Here is a 19500-nt window from a genome sequence, read left to right as displayed (position 1 = left end):
GAATAAGCAGGCGGCTGACCGCTATGGGAAGGGAGCTAGCGCACGGTTTTCCTGTCGCTGGCCAGCAGGATGGCCGAATTGCCCGCCACCCCCCGGTAGTAGCCGGTGAAGCGGGCTATTTCCGGGGCCTCCCGCCTTTCGAGGTTTTTCGCCCAGCGGAAGCCGATGGGCTGGTACCACAGCTCGGCCAGCACGGTGTACGGACCTCCGCCGCCGGGAGTCTCCACCCGATAGCGCACCGTGTCCCCCGCGGCGGTGAAATCCTCGTCGTCCACCGCTCGGCCGCGCACGGCTATGTCCTCCCCGGCCGTGTCCTTGGCGAACCCTCGCGGCAGGACGCGGTTGTCCTTGACGTAGCGGATGGCCCGCAGCAGCCCCGTGGTCACAACGCCGTCCGGATCGGCCATGACCGCCTCGTAGATCTGCACCTGCCCCGGCGCGGTGAGCATCTCGCGGTGCGGCTCATATTCCCTGGGGTCGAGGTCGTTGTCGTTGCCCTGGATGGAGCCGTCCGGGTTGAGCGCCCCGGATTCGAAGACCGCGTTCCCCCCGGCGTCCTCCACCCGCAGGCGCAGCCAAGCCCGCCTAGACGGATAGGCCGTGGGCAGCTTGTGCCCGGCCAGATTCTCCACCCGCACGTCCACCGCCAAACTTCGCCCGTCCAGGGCCGTGCGCTCAAGCGCCACCCGTGCCGACTTCTCCCGCAGGTGCTCCCGCGTGCGCTCGGCCGTGACGCGCAGGTCCGCCGCCGGGGCGACCACGCCCAACTCTCCGGCGTTCTCGCGCAGAATGTCCAGCATCAGGAAGTTGCCGCCCCGGAAAACGTGGCGCGAGAACCCGTCCCGCTCCTTGCCCAGCACGGAGGTCAGTTCCGCTGGTTCCTCCAGGGCGGGCATGTGGCAGGACTGGCAGGACCGCTCTTCCGTGTAGTCGCTGTGCCGCCACTCCAGGTAGGGCATCTGCTCCGGCAGCCTGCCGATGACCTCGCCTCCCGGCCCGCGCGTGTGGGTGTAGAGGGTGTGGCAGGAGCCGCACAGGGCGGAGTCCTGCACATGTTTGGACTGGTTCGGCTCCAGCAGAGCGGAGGAACGCATGACCCGCTTCCGCCCGCCGTCGATCTCAAAGGGCCCGAAGGCCTGGCGGTCCGCGCCCAGCCCGCTGGCCTCGTCCACCGTGAACCCGGCCACGAAACTCTGAGGCGTTCCCAGCCCCTCCGCCTCGATCTGGTGGCACATGGAACAGGAAACGCCGTCCGAGGCCAGCCTGGCCGCCGGAGTCATGGGATTGGGCGCGGCCTGTCCGGCCGCCGCCATGCGCCGCAGGGCGGCCAGGTGGCTGAACACCCGGCCCATGGTCCCGCCCACCTTGGCCTGGTAGCGGGCCATGGGCATGTGGCAGGCGGAGCACTCGTCCTGAATCTCCGCCTCGGCCCGAGGGTGGTCCAGCACCTCGCGGCGGATGGAAGCCTGCCAATAGGGGTCCCGGGCGGAGTTGGCCATGATGGAGGAACGCCAGTCGTTGCCCATGGAGATGTCCAGGCCCGAAGGCGCGGTGAGTCCGTTGTGGCAGGCCAGGCAGCGCTCGTGGGTGACGAACAGGTTCCGGGCGGGGGCGGCCCCGTTCCCGGCGTCACCGCCGCCAGCGGCCACGGCCGTACCGGCCAACACCAGCAGGAGAACGAGCAGGAGTCGTATCGCGCGCATGCTCACCATCCCTCGAAGAAACCGCCGTCGAACCAGTCCCAGAGCAGATAGGCCATGTAGCGGTGGTCGCGTGTCTGGTAGTTGTTCAGGGGGTAGCGCACGCCCAGGCCCAGCCGCACGTGCTGGCGGCGGTTCAGGGGAATCTGCACCTGGGGCACCACGTCCCACTCCGTGGGCGTGTTCCGGCCGATCTCCTCCTGGCCCACGAACTCCACCATGGGGGTCACGGTGCGGCCGAAGCGGCCGAAGGTGAAAGTGCGGCCCACGGCAGTGCGCCAGAACCACTCGTCGTTGACGTCGCGGTCGGAGGGGTTGCCCATGACGTGGGCGTAGCCCACCTGGGCGTGGGTGAATACGTCCCACAGCGGCCATATCTGCCCCCAGGCCAAGTACGGCTCCAGCTTGGTCACGCCGCCGCCCAGGCCGTTCTTCTCCTCGCCCGTGGGGATGACCACCTCCAGCCCCGGGGAGACGATGGAGCCGTACTCCAGGCTGGAGTAGGCCACCAGCTTGGCGCCCAGGGTGGCGTCGCCCACGCCGGACTCCCAGTCCTGGTCGTCCTGCTCCCGCCACTCGTAGGGCACGGCCGCCTCCAACTGGAAGCGCGGCCCGATGCGCTTTTCATAAATGGCCTTGAGGCGGGTGCTCTGGCGCTTCTTGTCGTCCACCTCCAGCTCCACCACCAGCTCGTCCTCGGGGTAGGCCTTGGTGGTCACCAGCGGCCGGGGCAGGTTCAGCTCGCCACGCGGCCAATCGTCGTCGCCGCACAGGGAGTGGACGTGGCGCAGCGTCTTGTCGACCTGCTCGATGGTCATGGCGTCGCCGAAGGCGGGCATGAACTCGGAGAAACCCCGCGCCGGGCCGCCCTCGGCCACCACGAAATACCAGTCCTGGGTGGGCTCGCGGGAGGCGAAGTTGCACTCGGTGAAGTCCGGCGGCAGCACGTCGAAGCCGAACTCCTCCGGATCGGCGCCCGTGCCGCCCGGGCCGTGGCAGGCGGCGCAGGCCTTCATGTACAGGGCCTCGGGGTCCGAGGGCAGATCGCTTCCAAGTCGCCCATCCTCCGCCCCGGCCAGGCCGGCCGCCCAGAACAGCAGCGCGGCCGCCAGCAGCGGCGCGGCCAGCAGTCCCCAGGGCTTCTTGGCGATTCGCATATCTCCTTCCTTGCTCGCGGCCCTGTCCCGGCCAATCCGGCTTGCCTACCAAAAAGGTAGGTAAATACAGGCTCTTCCATTCACTTTAGACCACTCGCGCGGTATCAGGTCAAGTCGTGGACTGTTGACAACCGAACCCCGCCCGCGCACAAGCGAGGCAGGAGGGTCTGGATGCAGCCCATTCGCACCGGCATATTCGACCTGTTCACCATCGGCCCAGGCCCTTCCAGCTCCCACACCATAGGCCCCATGCGGGCGGGACACAGATTTCTCCAGGTCCTGCGCGGACTGGATGGCGACGCCCTGGCCCGGGCCACAGGGGTGACGGCCAGGCTGTTCGGCTCGCTCTCGGCCACGGGCAGGGGGCACGGCACGGACCGCGCCCTGGTGGCCGGGCTGCTGGGCCATCGCCCGGAAGAGGTGGAGCAGGCCTTTCTAGAGGAGCTGGCCATGCACCCCAGCCAACCCCGCCGCATCCCCCTGGAAGGAGCCGATCTGACCGTTTCCGTGGACGGAGTGGTATTCGGCGCGGTGGAGGGGCATGGCCACCCCTGTAGCAACACCCTCGTCCTGACCCTGGACGGACCGGACGGCCCCCTGCTGGAACGGACCTACCATTCCGTGGGCGGCGGCTCAGTCACCAGCCCGGACGAGCCGGAGGAGGCGGCGGGCGACCCCGCCTACCCCTACGCGGACATGGACGGGCTCAAGGCGCACATCCAGGCCACGGGACAGCGGCTGCACCGGATCATCCTGGACAACGAGGCGGCCATCACCGGGCGGAGCGAAGCGGAGGTCCTGGGCGAGCTGGACCGCATCATGGAGGCCATGCGCCAATCCGTGGAGCGGGGGCTGGCCGAGGAGGGCGTGCTGCCCGGCGAACTGCGCCTGGCCCGCAAAGCTCCGGAGTTGTACCGGCGCGGGCGGGCGGCCGCCCCGGCCTCGGACCGCTTCCTGCATCAACTCAACGCCTACGCCTTCGCCGTGGCCGAGGAAAACGCCGCCGGGCACGTGGTAGTTACCGCCCCCACCTCCGGCTCGGCCGGGGTCATCCCGGCGGTGCTGCACGCCCTGCGCGAGCACCTGGACATCCCCCGCGAGGCCCTGCGCGAGGGGATGCTGGCGGCCGCAGCCGTGGGCTTTCTGGCCAAGAACAACGCCTCCATCGCCGGGGCCGAGGTGGGCTGCCAGGGGGAGATCGGCGTGGCCTCGGCCATGGCCGCGGCCCTCATCGCCTACGCGCGCGGGCACAACTACCGGGTGGCGGAAAACGCCGCCGAGACCGCCCTGGAACACCACCTGGGCCTGACCTGCGACCCCGTGGGCGGCTACGTGCAGATTCCCTGCATCGAGCGCAACGCCATGGGCGCGGTCAAGGCGTACAACGCCGCCCTCATCGCCACCATCCAGAACCCGGACAAGCACAAGGTCAACCTGGACCGCTGCATCCGGGCCATGGCCGCCACCGGGCGGGACCTCCACGCCAAGTACAGGGAGACCTCCCTGGGCGGGCTGGCCCTCAGCCTCACCGAGTGCTGACCCGCCCTCTCCGTCCGCGCCCGCCTCCGGCCGCCGCACCCCCTCTCGATACGAGATTGGTCCGACTTTTCGCCAAAAAGGGGTTGACCCCGAGAGCGAAAGGTCGTACCAATTGCCTCACAGAACGCGCGGCCCGACTCTCCCGAGTCCGCGAGACCGCCCTGAAAACAAAGAAAAACAAGTCAAAATGCCTGCGGGCGGCCCAAGCGCCCCGGAGAATACCGCGCTCAGGCGCTGAGATAAAGTAGGACCAAATGAGCAAGAAGGACCCCATCTCCCTGTTCCACCGCGCCGGACACGGCCGCTCCTCCGAGGACGTCGCCCTGCAGATCGAGGCGGCCATCCTCTCCGGGGAGTTGTCCCCAGGCGAGGGACTGCCCAGCGAGCGCGAGCTGCAGGACATCTTCGGCACTTCGCGCGGCGTGGTGCGGGAGGCCCTGCGCGCCCTCAAGGAAAAGGGGCTTTTGGAAATCCGCAAGGGCGCCAAGGGCGGGGCCTTCGTCAAGCAGATGGAGGTGGCCCGGGTGAGCGAGTCCCTGGCCCTCTTTCTCAAGACCAACAATTTCGCCCCGGAACGGCTCATCGAGTTCCGCGAGTCCATGGACCGCACCGTGACCGTGCTGGCCATCGCCCGGGGTTCCGCCGAGGCCAAGAGCGCCCTGGTGGACGGGGCGGAGCGGCTGGCCGGGCTGGCCATGGCCGAGTCCCCGGACATGCACGCCCTGGGCGAGCTGGACCGCGAGCTGAACCTGCAACTTGTCCGCCTGGCCGACAACCCCATTTTCGAGTGGGTCATGGGCGCTGTGCAGTCCGGCTTCAGCTCCTACGACTACGCGCTGTACGAGGAGCCCGCCTACCGCGCGGCCACGGTGGCCAACTGGGTGGAGACCGCCCGGTCCATCGCCGAGGGCGAGCCCCAGAAGGCCCTTTCCTCCATCGGCCACCACTACGTGCTGCTGCGCCGCTGCGTGCGCGACCTCGGCCCTGAATCGCTTCCGGCCAACGAATTGCTGGTGGAAGGCGACGCAGGGCGGTATACTACTGGCCCGGAGTCCCAGAAGGCCGGCTGACCCGGCCAAACCTCAAGACATCGGTCCCCCCAGGGGACAAGCAATACACCCGGAGGAAAAAGACATGGCGACCAAGCATTACGACTACATCATCGTGGGCGGCGGCTCGGCGGGCAGCGTCCTGGCCAACCGCCTCTCCGCCGACCCCAACAACAAGGTCCTGGTCCTGGAGGCCGGCGGCTGGGACCGCCGCTGGGATTTCCGCATCCACATGCCCGCGGCCCTGACCTATCCCCTGGCGGGCAAGACCTACAACTGGTGGTACGACTCCGAGCCCGAGCCCTGGATGCACAACCGCCGCATCTACCAGCCGCGCGGCAAGGTCATCGGCGGCTCCAGCTGCATCAACGGCATGATCTACATCCGCGGCAACCCCATGGACTACGAGAAGTGGGGCCGGGAGGAGGGCCTGGAGAACTGGGACTACTCCCACTGCCTGCCCTACTTCCGCCGCTTCGAGTGCCGCGTGCGCGGCTCCGACGAGTACCAGGGCGGGGCCGGGCCGCTGTACCTGGACACCCCGGAGTGCGACAATCCGCTCTTCTCCGCCTTCTTCCAGGCCGTGCAGCAGGCCGGGTACCCCCTGACCAAGGACGTCAACGGCTACCAGCAGGAAGGCTTCGGCAAGTTCGACAGCACCACCCACCGCGCCCGCCGCTGGAACGCGGCCCGCGCCTACGTGCACCCCACCAAGTACCGCCGCAACCTGGAGATCAAACTGCGCTCCCAGGTGCTCCGCGTGCTCTTTTCCGGTGACAGGGCCACTGGCGTGGAGTATGCTTGCGGCAAGAAGACCCACACCGTCCACGGCGGCGAGGTCATTCTCTGCGGCGGCGCCATCAACTCCCCGCAGCTGCTGCAGCTCTCCGGCATCGGCAACGGCGAGGAACTGCGCTCCCTGGGCATCAACGTGGTCAAGGACCTCCCCGGCGTGGGCGAGAACCTGCAGGACCACCTGGAGCTGTACGTGCAGTACGCCTCCAAGCAGCCGGTCTCCCTCTTCCCGGCCCTGAAGTGGTGGCGGCAGCCCTGGATCGGCTTCCAGTGGCTCTTCCAGCGCAAGGGCGCGGGCGCTTCCAACCACTTCGAGGCGGGCGGCTTCATCCGCTCCAACGATCAGGTGGAGTACCCCGACCTGCAGTACCACTTCCTGCCCATCGCCATCCGCTACGACGGTAGCGCCCCGGCCGAGGGCCACGGCTACCAGGTCCACGTGGGCCCCATGAACACCGACGTGCGCGGCCACGTGAAGATCAAGTCCTCCGACCCGCGCGAGTACCCGGCCATCCTCTTCAACTACCTCTCCACGGAGCAGGAGCGCAGGGACTGGATCGCGGCCATCCGCAAGACCCGCGAGATCATGAACCAGCCCGCCTTCGACCCCTTCCGCAAGCACGAGATCGCTCCCGGCGAGGGAGTGGAGACGGACGAGGAGATCCTGGACTTCGTGGCCCGCGAGGGCGAGAGCGCCTACCACCCCTCCTGCACCTGCAAGATGGGCTACGACGACATGTCCGTGGTGGACAGCGACCTGCGGGTGCACGGCGTGCGCGGCCTGCGCGTGGTGGACGCCTCGGTCATGCCCTACATCACCAACGGCAACATCTACGCCCCGGTGATGATGATCGGCGAAAAGGCCGCCGACCACATCCTGGGCAACTCCATGGAAAAGTCCGAGCTGCCCTTCTACAACCACAAGAAGGACGCCTAGCGGACCAGGCATTCGGAGAACGAGCATGCTTCGCAAGCAGATGTACATAAACGGCGAGTGGGTCCCGGCGCGTTCCGGGGCCACCGTGAACATCATCAACCCCTTCGACCAATCGGTCATCGCCGAGGTGCCCGAAGGGGGCAGGGAGGACGCCCAGGTGGCCATCGCCGCCGCCCGGGACGCCTTCGACAACGGGCCCTGGCCGCACCTGCCCGCCGCCGAGCGCGGCGAGGCGGTGCGCCGCCTGGCCGATCTCATAGCCCGCGACCGCGAGGAGCTGGCCCGGCTGGAAAGCCTGGACACCGGCAAGACCGTGGAGGAGTCCCGCTGGGACATGGACGACATCGCGGGCATCTTCCGCTACTATGCGGGTCTGGCGGACAAGGACGAGGGCGAGGTCATCGCCTCGCCGGTGCCGGACACCACCTCCGTGGTGGTGCGCGAGCCCATCGGCGTCTGCGGCCAGATATCCCCCTGGAACTACCCTCTCCTGCAGGCCGCCTGGAAGCTGGCCCCGGCCCTGGCCGCGGGCTGCACGGTCATCATGAAGCCCAGCGAGATCACCCCCCTGACCGCCGTCAAGTGCGTGGAGTTGTGCGAGGAAGCCGGCATCCCGCCGGGCGTGGTCAACCTCGTCCTCGGCCCCGGCTCCAAGGTGGGCGCGGAGTTGTCCGAGAACCTCGACGTGGACCTCATCTCCTTCACCGGCGGCATCGTCACCGGCAAGCGGATCATCCAGGCCGCGTCGAGCAACGTGAAGAAGATGGCCCTGGAGCTGGGCGGCAAGAACCCCAACCTGGTCTTTGACGACTGCGACTTCGACCTGGCCGTGGACTATGCCTTGAACGGCGTCTTCTTCCACGCCGGGCAGATCTGCTCCGCCGGGACCAGGCTGATGGTGCAGGAGGGCATCCACGACCGCTTCGTGGCCGCCCTCAAGGAGCGCATCGACAAGATCAAGCTGGGCAACGGCTTTGACGAGGGCACCCAGATGGGGCCGGTCATCTCCAAGGAACATCTGGAGAACGTGTCCAACTACGTGGAAATCGCCCGCGGGGAGGGCGCCACCGTGCTGTGCGGGGGCAAGCGGCCGGACGACCCGGCCCTGGCCGACGGCTTCTTCTACGAGCCCACCCTCATCGCCGACTGCCGCCACGAGATGCGCATCGTGCAGGAGGAACACTTCGGGCCCATCATCACCGTGGAGAAGTTCTCCACCGAGGAGGAAGTCGTGCGGCTGGCCAACGACACGGTCTACGGCCTGTCCGCCGGTTTCTGGACCCGCGACCCGGACCGCATTCACCGCGTCTCCAAGGCGCTGCGCTTCGGCACCGTCTGGGTCAACGACTTCAACGTCTACTTCGTGCAGGCCCCCTGGGGCGGCTACAAGCAGTCCGGCCTTGGCCGCGAGCTCGGCAAAATGGGCCTGGAGGAGTACCAGGAAGTGAAGCACATCTACCAGAACCACGCCACCCAGGAGATCGGCTGGTTCGGTAAGTAACCATACATCGGACCGAGAGGGGGAGGGCCTCGGTGCCCTCTCCCGCCCCGAACAAGGGGGATGGGAGGCCGCCGGGACCGGGTCCCGAAGCGGCCGGATGCGAACCCCAACCAAGGAGTTGCCATGACTGGTATCGCTCGCACACTTCTTCTCACCCTGCTGGCCGCCCTCATGCTGGCGGCCCCGGCAATGGCGGACGAGGCCGGCCCCGCCCTGGACACGGAGGACGAAGTCCGCTTCGTCAGCGTGGGCTGGACCGGCGTGACCATCAAGACCGAAATCGGCGTGGCCATCATGAACTGCCTGGGCTACGAGTCCTCCAACACCATGGTCTCGGTGCCCATCGCCTACGAGGCCATGGCCATGGACGAGGCCGACGTCTTTCTGGGCAACTGGATGCCCTCCATGGCCTCCATCGCCAATCCCTTCTTCGAGGAAGGCACCGTGGAGAACTACGTGGCCAACATGCCCGGGGCCAAATACACCCTGGCCGTGCCCACGTATGTCGCCGAAGGTGGCCTGACCCACTTCAAGGACATCGCCAAGTACGCCGACAAGCTCGACAACAAGATCTACGGCATCGAGGAAGGCAACGACGGCAACCTCATCATCCAGGAGATGATCGACAAGGACATGTTCGACCTGGCCGACTTCGAGCTGGTCCCCTCCTCCGAGGCCGGCATGCTCTCCCAGGTGCAGTCCTACGCCCGCAACGAGAAGTGGATCGTCTTTTTGGGCTGGGCCCCGCACTCCATGAACGAGCGCATCGACATGACCTACCTCAAGGGCTCCACTTCCGAGACCTTCGGGGGCAACGACGGCACCGCCACGGTGTACACCAACGTGCGCGACGGCTTCCTGGACGACAACCCCAACCTGGCCAAGTTCTTCAAGCAGTTCACCTTCCCCATTCCCATGATGAACCAGATCATGACCACGCTGCACGAGGACTCCAGCCTCAAGCCCCGCCAAGCCGCCCTGCGCTGGCTGGAGAAGAACCCGGACCAGTACGCCGAGTGGCTGGACGGCGTGACCACCAAGGACGGCAAGCCCGCCCTGCCGGTGTTCAAGGACTGCCTGCCCACCCTGAAAAAATAGTCTGACGCCCCCAACGGGTGCGTACGACGCGAAGAAGCCCGGGCTCCGAGCGAGCCCGGGCTTCTTTTACGTCCCCGCGCCGGGGCGGAAGTTCGACGCAAAAAAGGCCCGGACGCATGCGCGTCCGGGCCTGCATGGTCTCGGCGAATGTGTCTCGGCTGCTCAGCAGCCCGCGTTGGGATCGAAGTTGATGTCGCTGATTTCGTAGGTGATGCGGCCGCGGGGGGCGTCCACCACGATCTCGTCGCCAACCTCCTTGCCGATGAGCGCCTTGCCCACGGGGGAAAAGACGGAGATAGAGCCCTTGGTGTGGTCGGCCTCGTCCGGGCCGAGCAGGGTCCAGGTCTTGACGTCGCCGGTGTCCACGTCCTCGATCTCCACGGTGGCCCCGTAGATGACCTTGTCCCCGTCCAGCTCCTCGCGGTCGATGACGCAGCACTGCGGCAGGCGCGACTCGATGTAGTTGATGCGCGCCTCGAGCATGCCCTGGCGGTCCTTGGCCGCGTCGTAGCCCGCGTTCTCGCGAAGATCGCCCTCCTCGCGGGCCTCCTTGATGGCCTGGATGACCTCGGGCCGCTCCTTCTTGAGCTGCTCCAGCTCTTCCTCGAGCTTCTTAAACCCCTGCCTGGAAATGGGAATCTCGCTCATCTCTCTCATCCCCGGCGCGTGCGCGCCCTTTGAAATACAAAAGCGGAACCCGCCGGACCGCTCTCGCGGGCCGGTGCGTCCCGTGGTTCCATTCGATGCGCCCCGCCAGATGCGGCGGATTGCGGTGCCCGGACCTCGCCGGGCGTCGATGCCTCAATCGGTAAGACATCCTCGAATCCCGGTCAAGTCCGCCTTTGCAAACTCCGCCGCGAGGCGTATCAGGAAATAAAGGCCGCCGTGCGACTCGCGCGCCCGCCTTGCCCGCGAGCTCGCCAGGTGGCATATTCCCACCCCGAGCGGTCGGCAATTCCCTTTCAATACCGCCGGGCAATCCGCCGAATGGAGGGCGCCCATGCAAAACGACAAAAAATCGCTGCGCCAGGATCTCGAGGCTTTCGAGCGGGCCGTTGTGGCCACCACTTCCCGCGAGCCCAGCCGCTCCGACCGCGTGCTGAACCGCAAGGCCCTCAGCCTGCACGGGCGCAACGTGGAGTTCGACGCCTCCCTCAAGGAAGTCAACGGCCGACCGCGCTTCGTGACCATCACCCTGCGCAGCCCGGCCAAGGCCACCTTCATTCCCTTCCATTACGACGCTAAGGGCGAGCTGACCCTGAACAAGAAGGTCTCCAACCGGCTTTTCGACTTTTTGGAGGAGCACGAAGCCACCACGGAGTTCCGCACCCTGCTGCAGTGCGTGGCCCGCGGCGAAGAGACCTGTTGACAGCGGCGGCGCGGAAAATTATTCGTCCCCCGTCCCCGGAACATATCCAGGGCCGAACCGGCCGGAGCCGCATCTCCGGCCGTTCGCTTTTTCCTTGAAAGACGGACCATTCGAACCACTCGAGCGGTCCGTCTTCACGTTGTCAGACCGCTCGCCCGGACCGCGCCCCACGCGCCCGGCGGGCCAAACCAACTCGTTCCCCGCAACGGGGGCAAGCAGGACCTGGAGAACGAGCCATGGCCAAGAAGTCCGTGACCGCCAAGAACAGCAACGAGACCCAGAAGTACAAGATCACCTCCATCGGATGCAGCCGCAACACCCGGCCCAAGAACAAGCACTCCAAGCGCCACCACAAGCGCTACCGGGGCCAGGGCAAGTAGGCCGGCCGTGAGGCCAAGACAAGGGCCCGCCGATCGAGATGATCGGCGGGCCCTTTTTTCGTGACGGGTCAGGCACGTGTCGCCCCGGCCGCCGGGATGGCGGCCGGGGCGGGCAGTGACGACGGGAACACGAGCCTAGAGCTTGCCTGCGGTCTGGATGATGTTGCCGCTGGCGTTGTAGATGGGATTGGCCTGCATCTGGATGAGCTTGCCGACCTTGCTGGGGTCGACCATTGCCTCGCGAGACATCTTCAGCTTGCGGATGTCCTTCATTTCCTCGGCGATTCCCTTGGCCGCGTCGGCCATGGGGGAGCCGCCCAGTCCGTTGATCTGCGACATGGCGTCCTCCTCTGGGTTGCCCGTCTTCGGGGTTTTCCCCTCCCGAGTGGGTTCCCGTCGGTGGACGCGTTTCACGAACCGTGCCGGAAGATTCTGCCGGGCTACTCCTCGAAGAGGCGCAGGTACTCCCCGTACCCCTCCTCCTCCAGTTTCTCCCTGGGAATGAAGCGCAGGGCGGCGGAGTTGATGCAGTAGCGCTTGCCCGTGGGCGCGGGGCCGTCGTCGAAGACGTGACCAAGGTGGGAGTCAGCCTTGGCCGAGCGCACCTCCGTGCGGGTCATGAGCAGCTTGCGGTCCACGTGCTCGGTGATGTTGCCCGGCTCCAGCGGCTTGGTGAAGCTGGGCCAGCCCGTACCGGAGTCGAACTTGTCCGTGGAGGAGAAGAGGGGCTCGCCGGAGACGATGTCCACGTAGATGCCGGGCCGCTTCTCGTCGTGGTACTCGTTGTCGAAGGCGGGTTCGGTACCATCCTTCTGTGTGACGCGGTACTGCATGTCCGTCAGCCGCGAGCGCAACTCCTCGTCGCTGGGCTTCTCCCAGCCGCCGCCCTTGATCCGCTCCTTGATGTCCCGCAGCGGCTTATCTCCCCACTTATCCTCCAGGTAAGAGTCGCGGCCGGAAAAGAAGCGGTACGACTTGTACCGGATGCCGTGCTCCTTGTAGTAGTCCTGATGGTAGTCCTCGGCCTCGTGGAAAGCATTCAGGGGCCGGATGTCCGTCTTGACGGGCTTGTCGTACTTGCCCGTGACGGCCAGTTCGTCGCGGGATGTCTCCGCGATGCGCTTCTCCTCCTCGTTTTGATAGAAGATGGCCGTGGTGTACTGGTGGCCCCGGTCGCCGAACTGCCCCCCGTCGTCCGTGGGGTTGATCATGCGCCAGAAGGCGTCCACCAGATCGCGGTAGGAGACGACATCCGGGTCGTACTCCACCCGCACCGACTCCAGGTGCTCCGTGGAGCCGGAGGCCACTTGCTCGTAGCTGGGGTTCTCCTCCTCGCCCCCGGCATAGCCGGAGACCGCCTCCACCACGCCGGGCAGTTTCTCGAAATCCGCCTCCACGCACCAGAAACACCCGCCAGCGAAATAGGCCCGGGCCCGCTCAGCCATAGCCGTCCCTCCCAGCCCGGCCAGCAGGGCCAGGCACATGGTCAGAATGAAGATGAAGCGCATCACGCGCGAACCTCCGATTTTGCGGATAAGATAACACGCCCGCGCCGGGCTGGTAAGGGGCTGGGGAGATTTCGGGAAAGGGTGGGAGTTTCGTGGACAAGGGATGGCCCGTCGCGCTGCCACTCCCGCCCCGAAAACCGGCCGACCGCCCTCCGCGCGCCGTACGCGAAATCTTTGCCCACGAACCTTGACAACCCGCCCCAACGCATCTAAACGGTTTCTTCCGCGCGGGTGATCCCCGCATGGCCACACCGCGTCCCCATCGTCTAGTGGCCTAGGACTCCGGCCTCTCACGCCGGCAACGGGGGTTCAAATCCCCCTGGGGACGCCAAGGAAATTCAAGGGCTTAGGAGTGAATCCTAGGCCCTTTTCCATTTCCAACCGATTTTTTCCAACCGTATTTCCAACCTTCAAGCCGTTTTTGGGGGCTTGACGGCTCAGGAGTTGCCCTCAGCCCCGCCAGAGTTCGGAGGTGGTCAGTGGTCAGCTTGCGTTGAGCCGGAGGCGAATAAGCGGACTTAGCCAGGGCGTGAGGCCGTGGCCGTCCGGGAGGTAGGCCTACCTCACCTGTCCTGCCTTCTTGAGGTGATGGAAGTTGTTGCGCCACATTGGCCGGAGCCGTGGCCTGGCAACATGATCCAGCAGAATTGAATAGGCGCCAACTAGGGTGAATATGGCCCAATAGCGAAGAACACGCGCCAACATGGGAGCAATGCCGCCAAAAGGACAGACAGGGCCTTGACCTGGCCTTGGCCAGCCCGTACTTTATAAGACCCTGGTCGTGGTGTGTTTGGCGTACTACCCCCGGCGCTTTGCACGTTTCCTTCCAGGTGTTCGACGGGGGTATCCCTCGCCACCTCGGTGGCGGGGATTTCTTTTGCCAACGCTTGGTCGGTTACGATTTTGAAGGCGAGGGCACGCCCCGATGCTTGATGGGGGCTTGCACAGGACCGCCCCCATGGGTATCTTGCCCTTAAGCGTTCACACCGGCGGGGTGAAAGGTTTTCCCTGGCCCCCGGCGGGGCAGCATACCCCGAATCATAAGAGGTTCTCATGCTACATAAGACAATGCTATGTGTGGCCCTGGCAATGTTGTTAGCGTCTTGTGCAACTCCAGTTGGGTATACAAACAAGCCTCTTCAATCCTATGACAAAGATACAGACTATAGAATAGATGAAAAAGATGGTGGATTTACAATTGTAATTTATTATTCAAGATACCAGTTTGTGCCGGAAAGTGATGCAGTTTTGGAGTCATGCAAGCAGCAACTCATGAGTATCGCCCACGAGCATGGAGAATCTGTTGGAAAGAGTGTTCTTCCTATAAATGAACAGACTATCAAAGTGTCCATGGGGAGGAATGGCCTCACTGGTATAACATCGTGTTCGGCCATGGGTTCTGTTTCATACCAAAGCAACACCCGCAATCCATAGCCCCACCCTTCCCCTTTCTTGGGCCACTCCCTCGCGCGCGCGTGCGGGTTTCATGAAACCGGTGAACCATATGCCCCTGCCTCCCCATCATGCGACTAGTCATGTCCTGCGGAGGTAGAACCTCCGGGCATCCTTCTTCGCCTTGGCCGCCCCCACGAGCAGCCCTTCCACCACCTGAGAGACGGTCTGGCCTTCGGCTGTCCGCCTCTCCAGTTCGGCCAGGGCCTCGCCCTCCAGGGTCACAAGGAACTGACGTGCGCCTCGCTCCCGCAGGCGTTCACGTTCGGCTCGTTTACGTTCGGCTGAACTCCTCATGATACCCCCCCATGGCTTCCGGCCCGGCCCTTGACGGGCAGGCCCTCTAGTGTTCTTCAAACCTAATCTGAGCGATACGCCAGCCTGACACAACGCCATTTCTGGCATATCGCCTTGCTTTCGTTTACAATCATATCCAGCCAGAGGCCATGGACGTGTCACCCATATGGTGGAGGGCTGGATGTCCAAGTGCAAGTCCAAAAGAGCAAGTTTCATCCACGATGTCCAGGTCACGAACGACTGCCTGACGGGTCGGGCTGGCCTCAACCTCTTCGCTCGCTACCTGCGCGGCATCGACCTGTTCCCGCACCTCGACCGCCTCTTCGGCTCCATGCGCAAGCACCCCAAGGGCGCGCCTATCGACGAACTGTTCAAGCAGATTCTCTGCTTCCTCTTTGACGGCACAAGCCGTCACTTGGCCCACTTCGATGTCCTAGCCAAGGACCCCGGTTACGCCGCCGCCATCGAAACAGACCGAACCGACATGGCTTCCTCGCACACCATCAAGCGGTTCTACCGGGCCTTCTCCCCGGTGCGGACATACAAGTTCCGCCACCTTCTGCAGCAGCTCTTCCTCTGGCGGCTCACTATTGCCCGTCCCGACGTGATCGAGTTGAACATCGACACCATGGTCATGGACAACGACCAGGCCCCGAAGCGCCATGGCGTCAAACCCACTTACAAAAAAGTCAAAGGCTTTCAGCCGCTTCAGATGACCTGGGGCCGCTTCATCATCGACGCCGTCTTCCGTGGCGGCGACAAGCACTCCAACAACGGCGACACCGCCGAAAAGATGATCCGTCATGTGGTGCGCATGATCCGCACCCGCTATAGCGAAACCGCGCCCATCATCATCCGCATGGACTCCGGCTTCTTCGATCAGGACCTATTTGCCGAGATAGAGAAGCTCGACATCGGCTTCATCTGCGGCGGCAAGTTCTACGGCGGCATCAAGGCCATGATCGAGACGCTGCCGAGGCCGCGTATGCCCACCACTTCGGCAAGACCGACGAGGATGTCTGGCAGTGCTTCGAGTTCGGCGACCGCCGCCAGTCCTGGGACCGCTTCTACAGAACCATCTTCGGGCGTCCCCTGCTGGAGGAGAAGCAGTACCTTCTGCCCGGGAGCCGGCCTGGGACGATCGCCTACACCAACCTCGGCATGGGCGGGGTCGTTGATCAGCAGTTGCGAGACGCCGGCCTTGGCTGCCTGACCGAGACCAACGCCGTCATCCACTCTTACCATCAGCGCGGAGCGGATGAACTGGTGCACCGAGCCTTCAAAGATTTCGGCTTCGAAGAATTGCCGTTCCAACACTTTATCCACAACGCCGCCTTCTACTACACCATGCTCCTCGGCTTCTTCCTGTTCGAGGCGTTCAAGGAGGATGTCAGCGAGCCGGCGGTGCCCGTCACCGCATTCCCGACCACGCTTCGCCGCCGGTTGGTGGACGTCGCAGCCAAGGTCGTCACCCATGCGGGCAGGACCGTGCTCAAGGTGACGACCGTCACCATGGAGTCGCTCAATTTCAAAGAGCTGTGGGAGCGATGTCTCTGCGCTCCTCGTTTCGCCTGGAGATGAACCATTCACCTGTCCCGTGAACATCGGCGGGAGAAGTGCGTCCTTTGATCGGGAAAAGGGGCCAAGTTTGTCATGCGCAGGCTCTTCACGGCCCCTATGCCGTCAACCCTTCGTCCGAATCGGCGTCTTTTCGTGCTGCAGCGCCAGGTTTTGTCTCTGGAGACTTTTGCAGTGCCCGGAACGCTTGATTTAGGCGGGAGCAAAGTAACGCATTCCTGCAGCCGACATGCGAAATTAATTGCACGTATTCTGAGTCGCGCTTTTTTCACATAGTCAGGCCAAGGGTACAATCCCCGGAGAAATCTTATGCATGGCCATTCGTATTCCTGGACCTCCTCACCAACCATTCCCGCTCTTCCCAGGAAGGAAGAGTATTTCAATCCCGCCCAGCTTCTTCATAGCCCGGTGAAGCGCCACACCAGCCGATGCGTCGCCGTCGGTCGGGACGATGGAAACAGAATGGGCAGGCTTCCTAGGAAGGAGTGTCGCCCCCTGGCTCTGCCGCTCTCAAATCCGGTGCGCGCCCCCCTGCTTGCGCTAGCAAACGGTCGAGTCCCTGGCGGAGGTTTTCCGTCAAACGGCGGGTTTCGGCCTGATTGGCCATTGCCATGTCGATCTGGCGGGTGTGGATGGTCAGATAGCCCAGCACGCGGAGAGCGTCATACATAGCCTCGGCCTCCAGCCCCTGCACCGAGGAACGCAGAACGTCCCCGCGAATCTCCACCTGAAAGCCCCGTTCCTCAAGAATGGAACCGATGAGCCGCACCCGCATATGTCTGCGCTCATCGTCCGCCGCACCCCCCTGAAAAGAGAATGCGGCGTGGTTTTCCCCGGGCCTCTGCCCCACCAGCGCCTCCACGGTGCAGAAGTGGTAGCCCAGGCGGGAAGTCAAGCTGCAGTACTCGCGGGAGATCATGAAGTAGTTGCGCTCGGTCTGCTTGGGGCGGGCGCCCGCGACAAGGGAGGGGTCGGTGGTGGAGCGGAACATGACCGACATGAACCCTCCGGTGTCCAGCCTCGGCGGCCCCTGCCAGGGCTCGAAGGCCACCCCGCTCCACAGGGCCAGCATGGGCAGACAGGCTATATCCTCAAGCCGCACGAACTTGCCTTCCACTTCCTGGCGGAAGCCGTCGTCAAGATTGAGCACCCACCACTGGGTTGGGGCGTGAGTGTAGAGGCGCTTGGAGGAACGCTCCGGGAAGTGGTGGTCGCGACCGAAGCGAAACATCTCCTCCACCGCCTTCTCGTGGCAAAAGCGGGTGATGTCGTGGTAGGTGGCAACGTTCCCGGCCCGAAAGCTGATGGAGGAGGGGTCGGTAAGATGCAGAGGGGTGATGAGTTCGGCCGCGCGGGCGAGCAATTCCCGCACGGGCGCGGACTGGCCGAGATCGGGCCGCGCCGTTGCGGCCTCCGGCGGCGGCGGGCCCGGCAGGATGGTCCCGGCCCGTCCGTCCACAGTGATCTCCTGGCCGTCCGCCAGTTCCTCCACAGCCTCGGGCAGGCCGAACAGGGCGGGCACCCCGAACTCGCGGCAAACGCTGGCCAGGTGGCCGGTAACGCTGCCCGTGCCGGCCACCACGGCCGAGGCCCGCCCCATGAGAGAGGCCAGCCTGGGCAGGGCCTGGGGCGCCACCAGCACCGCCCCCTGGGGAAAATTCAATTCCTGCGCCGCCCGCCGCACCACTTTCACCGGGCCACCGGCCACTCCGGGCGAGGCCGCCACACCGCCCGTATACAGGGGCTCCCGCGCGGGCGACTCGACGGACGACTCTTCCGCGAAAGCGATGTGCAATGGACGGCATTGGAGAAGCACCAGTTTTCCGTCCGTGTCGATGAGCCACTCCACGTCCAGCGGCCCTTGGAAGCGCTCCTCCAGCCTGCGGCCAACCTCGGCCAACGTGAGGACCTCCTCCCGGGTCAGGGAAGGCTCCCCGCCCAGATCCTCCCCCACCGGCCTCCTGGCCACCCCTTCCTCGTCCAGCGGCTGATAGGCGCAGACCTTGTCGCCGGTGCACACGTCCACCTCCCCGTCGCGCACTGTAAAGACGTCGGGTCGGCAACGGCCGTCCACAACCCCCTTGGGCAGCCCCCAGACGGAGTTGACGACCACCTCCCGGCTTCCGTCCACTGGATTGGCCGTGTAGAGCACGCCACCGGAGCGGGCCTGCTGCATGCCCAGCACAATCACGCACATGACGGCGTCCTCATCCGGAATGCCGCGCTCGAAGCGATACGTCATGGCTGGCAGGGAGAAGAGGCTGCCCACCACCTCTTTGTAGGCCCTGCCCAGTTCATCCAACTCCACGTTGAGAAGGGAACGGTGCAGGCCGGCGAATGAGGCCCCGGGCAGGTCCTCAACCAGCGCGCTGCTGCGCACCGCGGCCCGGCCCTGGTCAAAGGCCTGCCTGGTCCGCTCCACCGCCTCCTCCATGGCCCGGGTCAATTCCGCGGGCAATTCAGCGGCCATGACCAGTCCGTACAATTCCGACTGCAGGGCGTACAGTTCGTCCAGATGGGAGGGGGAAGCAGCCCTGATGCGGCTCTCTATCTCCGAGTCCAGTTCGTTGTGGGCCATGAAGCGGGCGAAGCCCGAGGCGGTGATCGCGAACCCCCCGGGGGTGTTCAGGCCAAGCGGCCCGGCCATCTCGCCAAGCACCGCGGCCTTGCCGCCCACCTCCATGGTCCGGTCCAGGCCGATCTCCGCCAGGGGCAGTACCAGCGGCCCGTCCTGGGCGTGCCGGATGGGCTCCAGCCGCTCCTCCAGCCCCGCTTTGAGGGCCGCGAACCGCTCACTAAGAACATCGTAGCGGCTGGGCGCGATGTTGGTCATTGCGTCCACTATCTTCCAGGTCTCCAGGGAGACACGGGCACAGACCGTCCGGGCCCGGACCATGGAGAAGGGCCGCTCCCAGCGCAGCATCTCCTGGATTTCGGCCATCCCCTCCAGGGTGGCCCGGTTGGCCCGGATAAGGCGCTTGAACCAGTGGTAACGCTTGCGGAATTCAAGCCGCAGCCGCCCGGCCTCATCCGGATCGGTTTTCCTGGAGCCCAACAGTCTGTTCAACAGCCCCATCTCGCGCCTCCCTCGGCCAATGGCCGCAAGATGAACCTACACTCGCGCACGAAAATGGAAAAGG

Annotated in this window: 15 protein-coding genes, 1 tRNA gene and 1 pseudogene; 10 read left to right on the top strand and 7 right to left on the bottom strand. The window is 65.1% G+C overall.

Going from position 1 to position 19500, the window contains the following annotated elements:
• Positions 1–35: 35 nt before the first annotated feature.
• Together N911_RS0112820 and N911_RS0112815 are read right to left on the bottom strand one after the other, a co-directional pair.
• Positions 36–1703 carry a hypothetical protein gene (locus N911_RS0112820; protein WP_029897793.1) on the bottom strand — a complete coding sequence of 556 codons (1668 nt, stop codon included), beginning with the start codon at positions 1701–1703 and terminating at the stop codon, positions 36–38.
• Between the two features lie 2 nt (positions 1704–1705).
• Positions 1706–2857: a c-type cytochrome gene (locus N911_RS0112815; protein ID WP_029897792.1), complete on the bottom strand. Its 1152-nt coding sequence runs from the start codon at positions 2855–2857 to the stop codon at positions 1706–1708.
• A gap of 171 nt (positions 2858–3028) precedes the next feature.
• Here N911_RS0112815 and N911_RS0112810 point away from each other — a divergent pair, with 171 nt between their 5' ends.
• From N911_RS0112810 to N911_RS0112790, 5 genes are all read left to right on the top strand, one after another.
• The gene (locus N911_RS0112810; RefSeq protein WP_029897790.1) at positions 3029–4396 is read left to right on the top strand and encodes an L-serine ammonia-lyase; all 1368 of its coding nucleotides are present in this window, start codon (positions 3029–3031) and stop codon (positions 4394–4396) included.
• 254 nt (positions 4397–4650) lie between these two features.
• On the top strand, positions 4651–5466 hold the full coding sequence (locus N911_RS0112805) for a FadR/GntR family transcriptional regulator (protein ID WP_081859243.1): 816 nt from the start codon (positions 4651–4653) through the stop codon (positions 5464–5466).
• Positions 5467–5530: 64 nt separating this feature from the next.
• On the top strand, positions 5531–7177 hold the full coding sequence (gene betA / locus N911_RS0112800) for a choline dehydrogenase (protein ID WP_029897786.1): 1647 nt from the start codon (positions 5531–5533) through the stop codon (positions 7175–7177).
• A 25-nt stretch (positions 7178–7202) separates the two neighbouring features.
• Entirely contained in the window at positions 7203–8678 is a 1476-nt protein-coding gene (betB, locus tag N911_RS0112795) for a betaine-aldehyde dehydrogenase (protein ID WP_029897785.1), read from the top strand.
• Between the two features lie 123 nt (positions 8679–8801).
• Positions 8802–9776 (top strand): ABC transporter substrate-binding protein, encoded by a 975-nt coding sequence (locus tag N911_RS0112790; RefSeq protein ID WP_029897784.1) that lies wholly within the window; start codon positions 8802–8804, stop codon positions 9774–9776.
• Between the two features lie 162 nt (positions 9777–9938).
• On the opposite strand, the gene greA is transcribed toward N911_RS0112790, so the two are convergent.
• On the bottom strand, positions 9939–10424 hold the full coding sequence (gene greA, locus N911_RS0112785; RefSeq protein ID WP_029897782.1) for a transcription elongation factor GreA: 486 nt from the start codon (positions 10422–10424) through the stop codon (positions 9939–9941).
• Between the two features lie 352 nt (positions 10425–10776).
• On the opposite strand from greA, the gene N911_RS0112780 reads away from it, so the two are divergent.
• Both N911_RS0112780 and N911_RS18510 read left to right on the top strand, forming a co-directional pair.
• On the top strand, positions 10777–11145 hold the full coding sequence (locus N911_RS0112780; protein WP_051694369.1) for a hypothetical protein: 369 nt from the start codon (positions 10777–10779) through the stop codon (positions 11143–11145).
• 236 nt (positions 11146–11381) lie between these two features.
• On the top strand, positions 11382–11525 hold the full coding sequence (locus N911_RS18510; RefSeq protein ID WP_161781634.1) for a hypothetical protein: 144 nt from the start codon (positions 11382–11384) through the stop codon (positions 11523–11525).
• A gap of 135 nt (positions 11526–11660) precedes the next feature.
• Here the strand turns inward: N911_RS18510 and N911_RS0112770 are convergent, their stop codons facing one another.
• Positions 11661–11864 (bottom strand): hypothetical protein, encoded by a 204-nt coding sequence (locus N911_RS0112770; protein ID WP_029897778.1) that lies wholly within the window; start codon positions 11862–11864, stop codon positions 11661–11663.
• A gap of 101 nt (positions 11865–11965) precedes the next feature.
• The gene (gene msrB / locus N911_RS0112765) at positions 11966–13033 is read right to left on the bottom strand and encodes a peptide-methionine (R)-S-oxide reductase MsrB (protein ID WP_029897776.1); all 1068 of its coding nucleotides are present in this window, start codon (positions 13031–13033) and stop codon (positions 11966–11968) included.
• 255 nt (positions 13034–13288) lie between these two features.
• Between msrB and N911_RS0112760 the strand changes: the two genes are divergently transcribed.
• A tRNA-Glu gene (locus N911_RS0112760) sits at positions 13289–13364 on the top strand.
• A 722-nt stretch (positions 13365–14086) separates the two neighbouring features.
• Positions 14087–14467, top strand: a complete 381-nt coding sequence (locus N911_RS18110; protein ID WP_081859242.1) for a hypothetical protein — start codon at positions 14087–14089, stop codon at positions 14465–14467.
• A 99-nt stretch (positions 14468–14566) separates the two neighbouring features.
• Here the strand turns inward: N911_RS18110 and N911_RS18325 are convergent, their stop codons facing one another.
• Positions 14567–14782 carry a hypothetical protein gene (locus N911_RS18325; RefSeq protein WP_138774424.1) on the bottom strand — a complete coding sequence of 72 codons (216 nt, stop codon included), beginning with the start codon at positions 14780–14782 and terminating at the stop codon, positions 14567–14569.
• A gap of 181 nt (positions 14783–14963) precedes the next feature.
• Between N911_RS18325 and N911_RS17045 the strand changes: the two are divergent.
• A pseudogene (locus tag N911_RS17045) lies at positions 14964–16363 on the top strand (IS1380 family transposase).
• 472 nt (positions 16364–16835) lie between these two features.
• On the opposite strand, the gene N911_RS0112745 reads toward N911_RS17045, so the two are convergent.
• On the bottom strand, positions 16836–19436 hold the full coding sequence (locus tag N911_RS0112745) for a PEP/pyruvate-binding domain-containing protein (protein WP_051694367.1): 2601 nt from the start codon (positions 19434–19436) through the stop codon (positions 16836–16838).
• Between the last annotated feature and the right edge of the window lie 64 nt (positions 19437–19500).

Origin of the sequence: Desulfohalovibrio reitneri (genome assembly GCF_000711295.1) — a bacterium.
GTDB classification, from domain to species: domain Bacteria; phylum Desulfobacterota; class Desulfovibrionia; order Desulfovibrionales; family Desulfovibrionaceae; genus Desulfohalovibrio; species Desulfohalovibrio reitneri.
Note: the sequence above shows the minus strand (reverse complement) of the source record. Positions and strands in the feature narration are given on the sequence as shown.

What these genes read in the sequence shown, in the direction of transcription:
- N911_RS18325 (WP_138774424.1), bottom strand. Translation starts at nt 14,782, where the DNA reads ATGAGGAGTTCAGCCGAACGTAAACGAGCCGAACGTGAACGCCTGCGG.
- N911_RS18110 (WP_081859242.1), top strand. Translation starts at nt 14,087, where the DNA reads ATGCTACATAAGACAATGCTATGTGTGGCCCTGGCAATGTTGTTAGCG.
- N911_RS0112780 (WP_051694369.1), top strand. Translation starts at nt 10,777, where the DNA reads ATGCAAAACGACAAAAAATCGCTGCGCCAGGATCTCGAGGCTTTCGAG.
- N911_RS0112790 (WP_029897784.1), top strand. Translation starts at nt 8,802, where the DNA reads ATGACTGGTATCGCTCGCACACTTCTTCTCACCCTGCTGGCCGCCCTC.
- N911_RS0112810 (WP_029897790.1), top strand. Translation starts at nt 3,029, where the DNA reads ATGCAGCCCATTCGCACCGGCATATTCGACCTGTTCACCATCGGCCCA.
- N911_RS0112815 (WP_029897792.1), bottom strand. Translation starts at nt 2,857, where the DNA reads ATGCGAATCGCCAAGAAGCCCTGGGGACTGCTGGCCGCGCCGCTGCTG.
- N911_RS0112820 (WP_029897793.1), bottom strand. Translation starts at nt 1,703, where the DNA reads ATGCGCGCGATACGACTCCTGCTCGTTCTCCTGCTGGTGTTGGCCGGT.
- N911_RS0112805 (WP_081859243.1), top strand. Translation starts at nt 4,651, where the DNA reads ATGAGCAAGAAGGACCCCATCTCCCTGTTCCACCGCGCCGGACACGGC.
- greA (WP_029897782.1), bottom strand. Translation starts at nt 10,424, where the DNA reads ATGAGCGAGATTCCCATTTCCAGGCAGGGGTTTAAGAAGCTCGAGGAA.
- betB (WP_029897785.1), top strand. Translation starts at nt 7,203, where the DNA reads ATGCTTCGCAAGCAGATGTACATAAACGGCGAGTGGGTCCCGGCGCGT.
- N911_RS18510 (WP_161781634.1), top strand. Translation starts at nt 11,382, where the DNA reads ATGGCCAAGAAGTCCGTGACCGCCAAGAACAGCAACGAGACCCAGAAG.
- N911_RS0112745 (WP_051694367.1), bottom strand. Translation starts at nt 19,436, where the DNA reads ATGGGGCTGTTGAACAGACTGTTGGGCTCCAGGAAAACCGATCCGGAT.
- msrB (WP_029897776.1), bottom strand. Translation starts at nt 13,033, where the DNA reads ATGCGCTTCATCTTCATTCTGACCATGTGCCTGGCCCTGCTGGCCGGG.
- betA (WP_029897786.1), top strand. Translation starts at nt 5,531, where the DNA reads ATGGCGACCAAGCATTACGACTACATCATCGTGGGCGGCGGCTCGGCG.
- N911_RS0112770 (WP_029897778.1), bottom strand. Translation starts at nt 11,864, where the DNA reads ATGTCGCAGATCAACGGACTGGGCGGCTCCCCCATGGCCGACGCGGCC.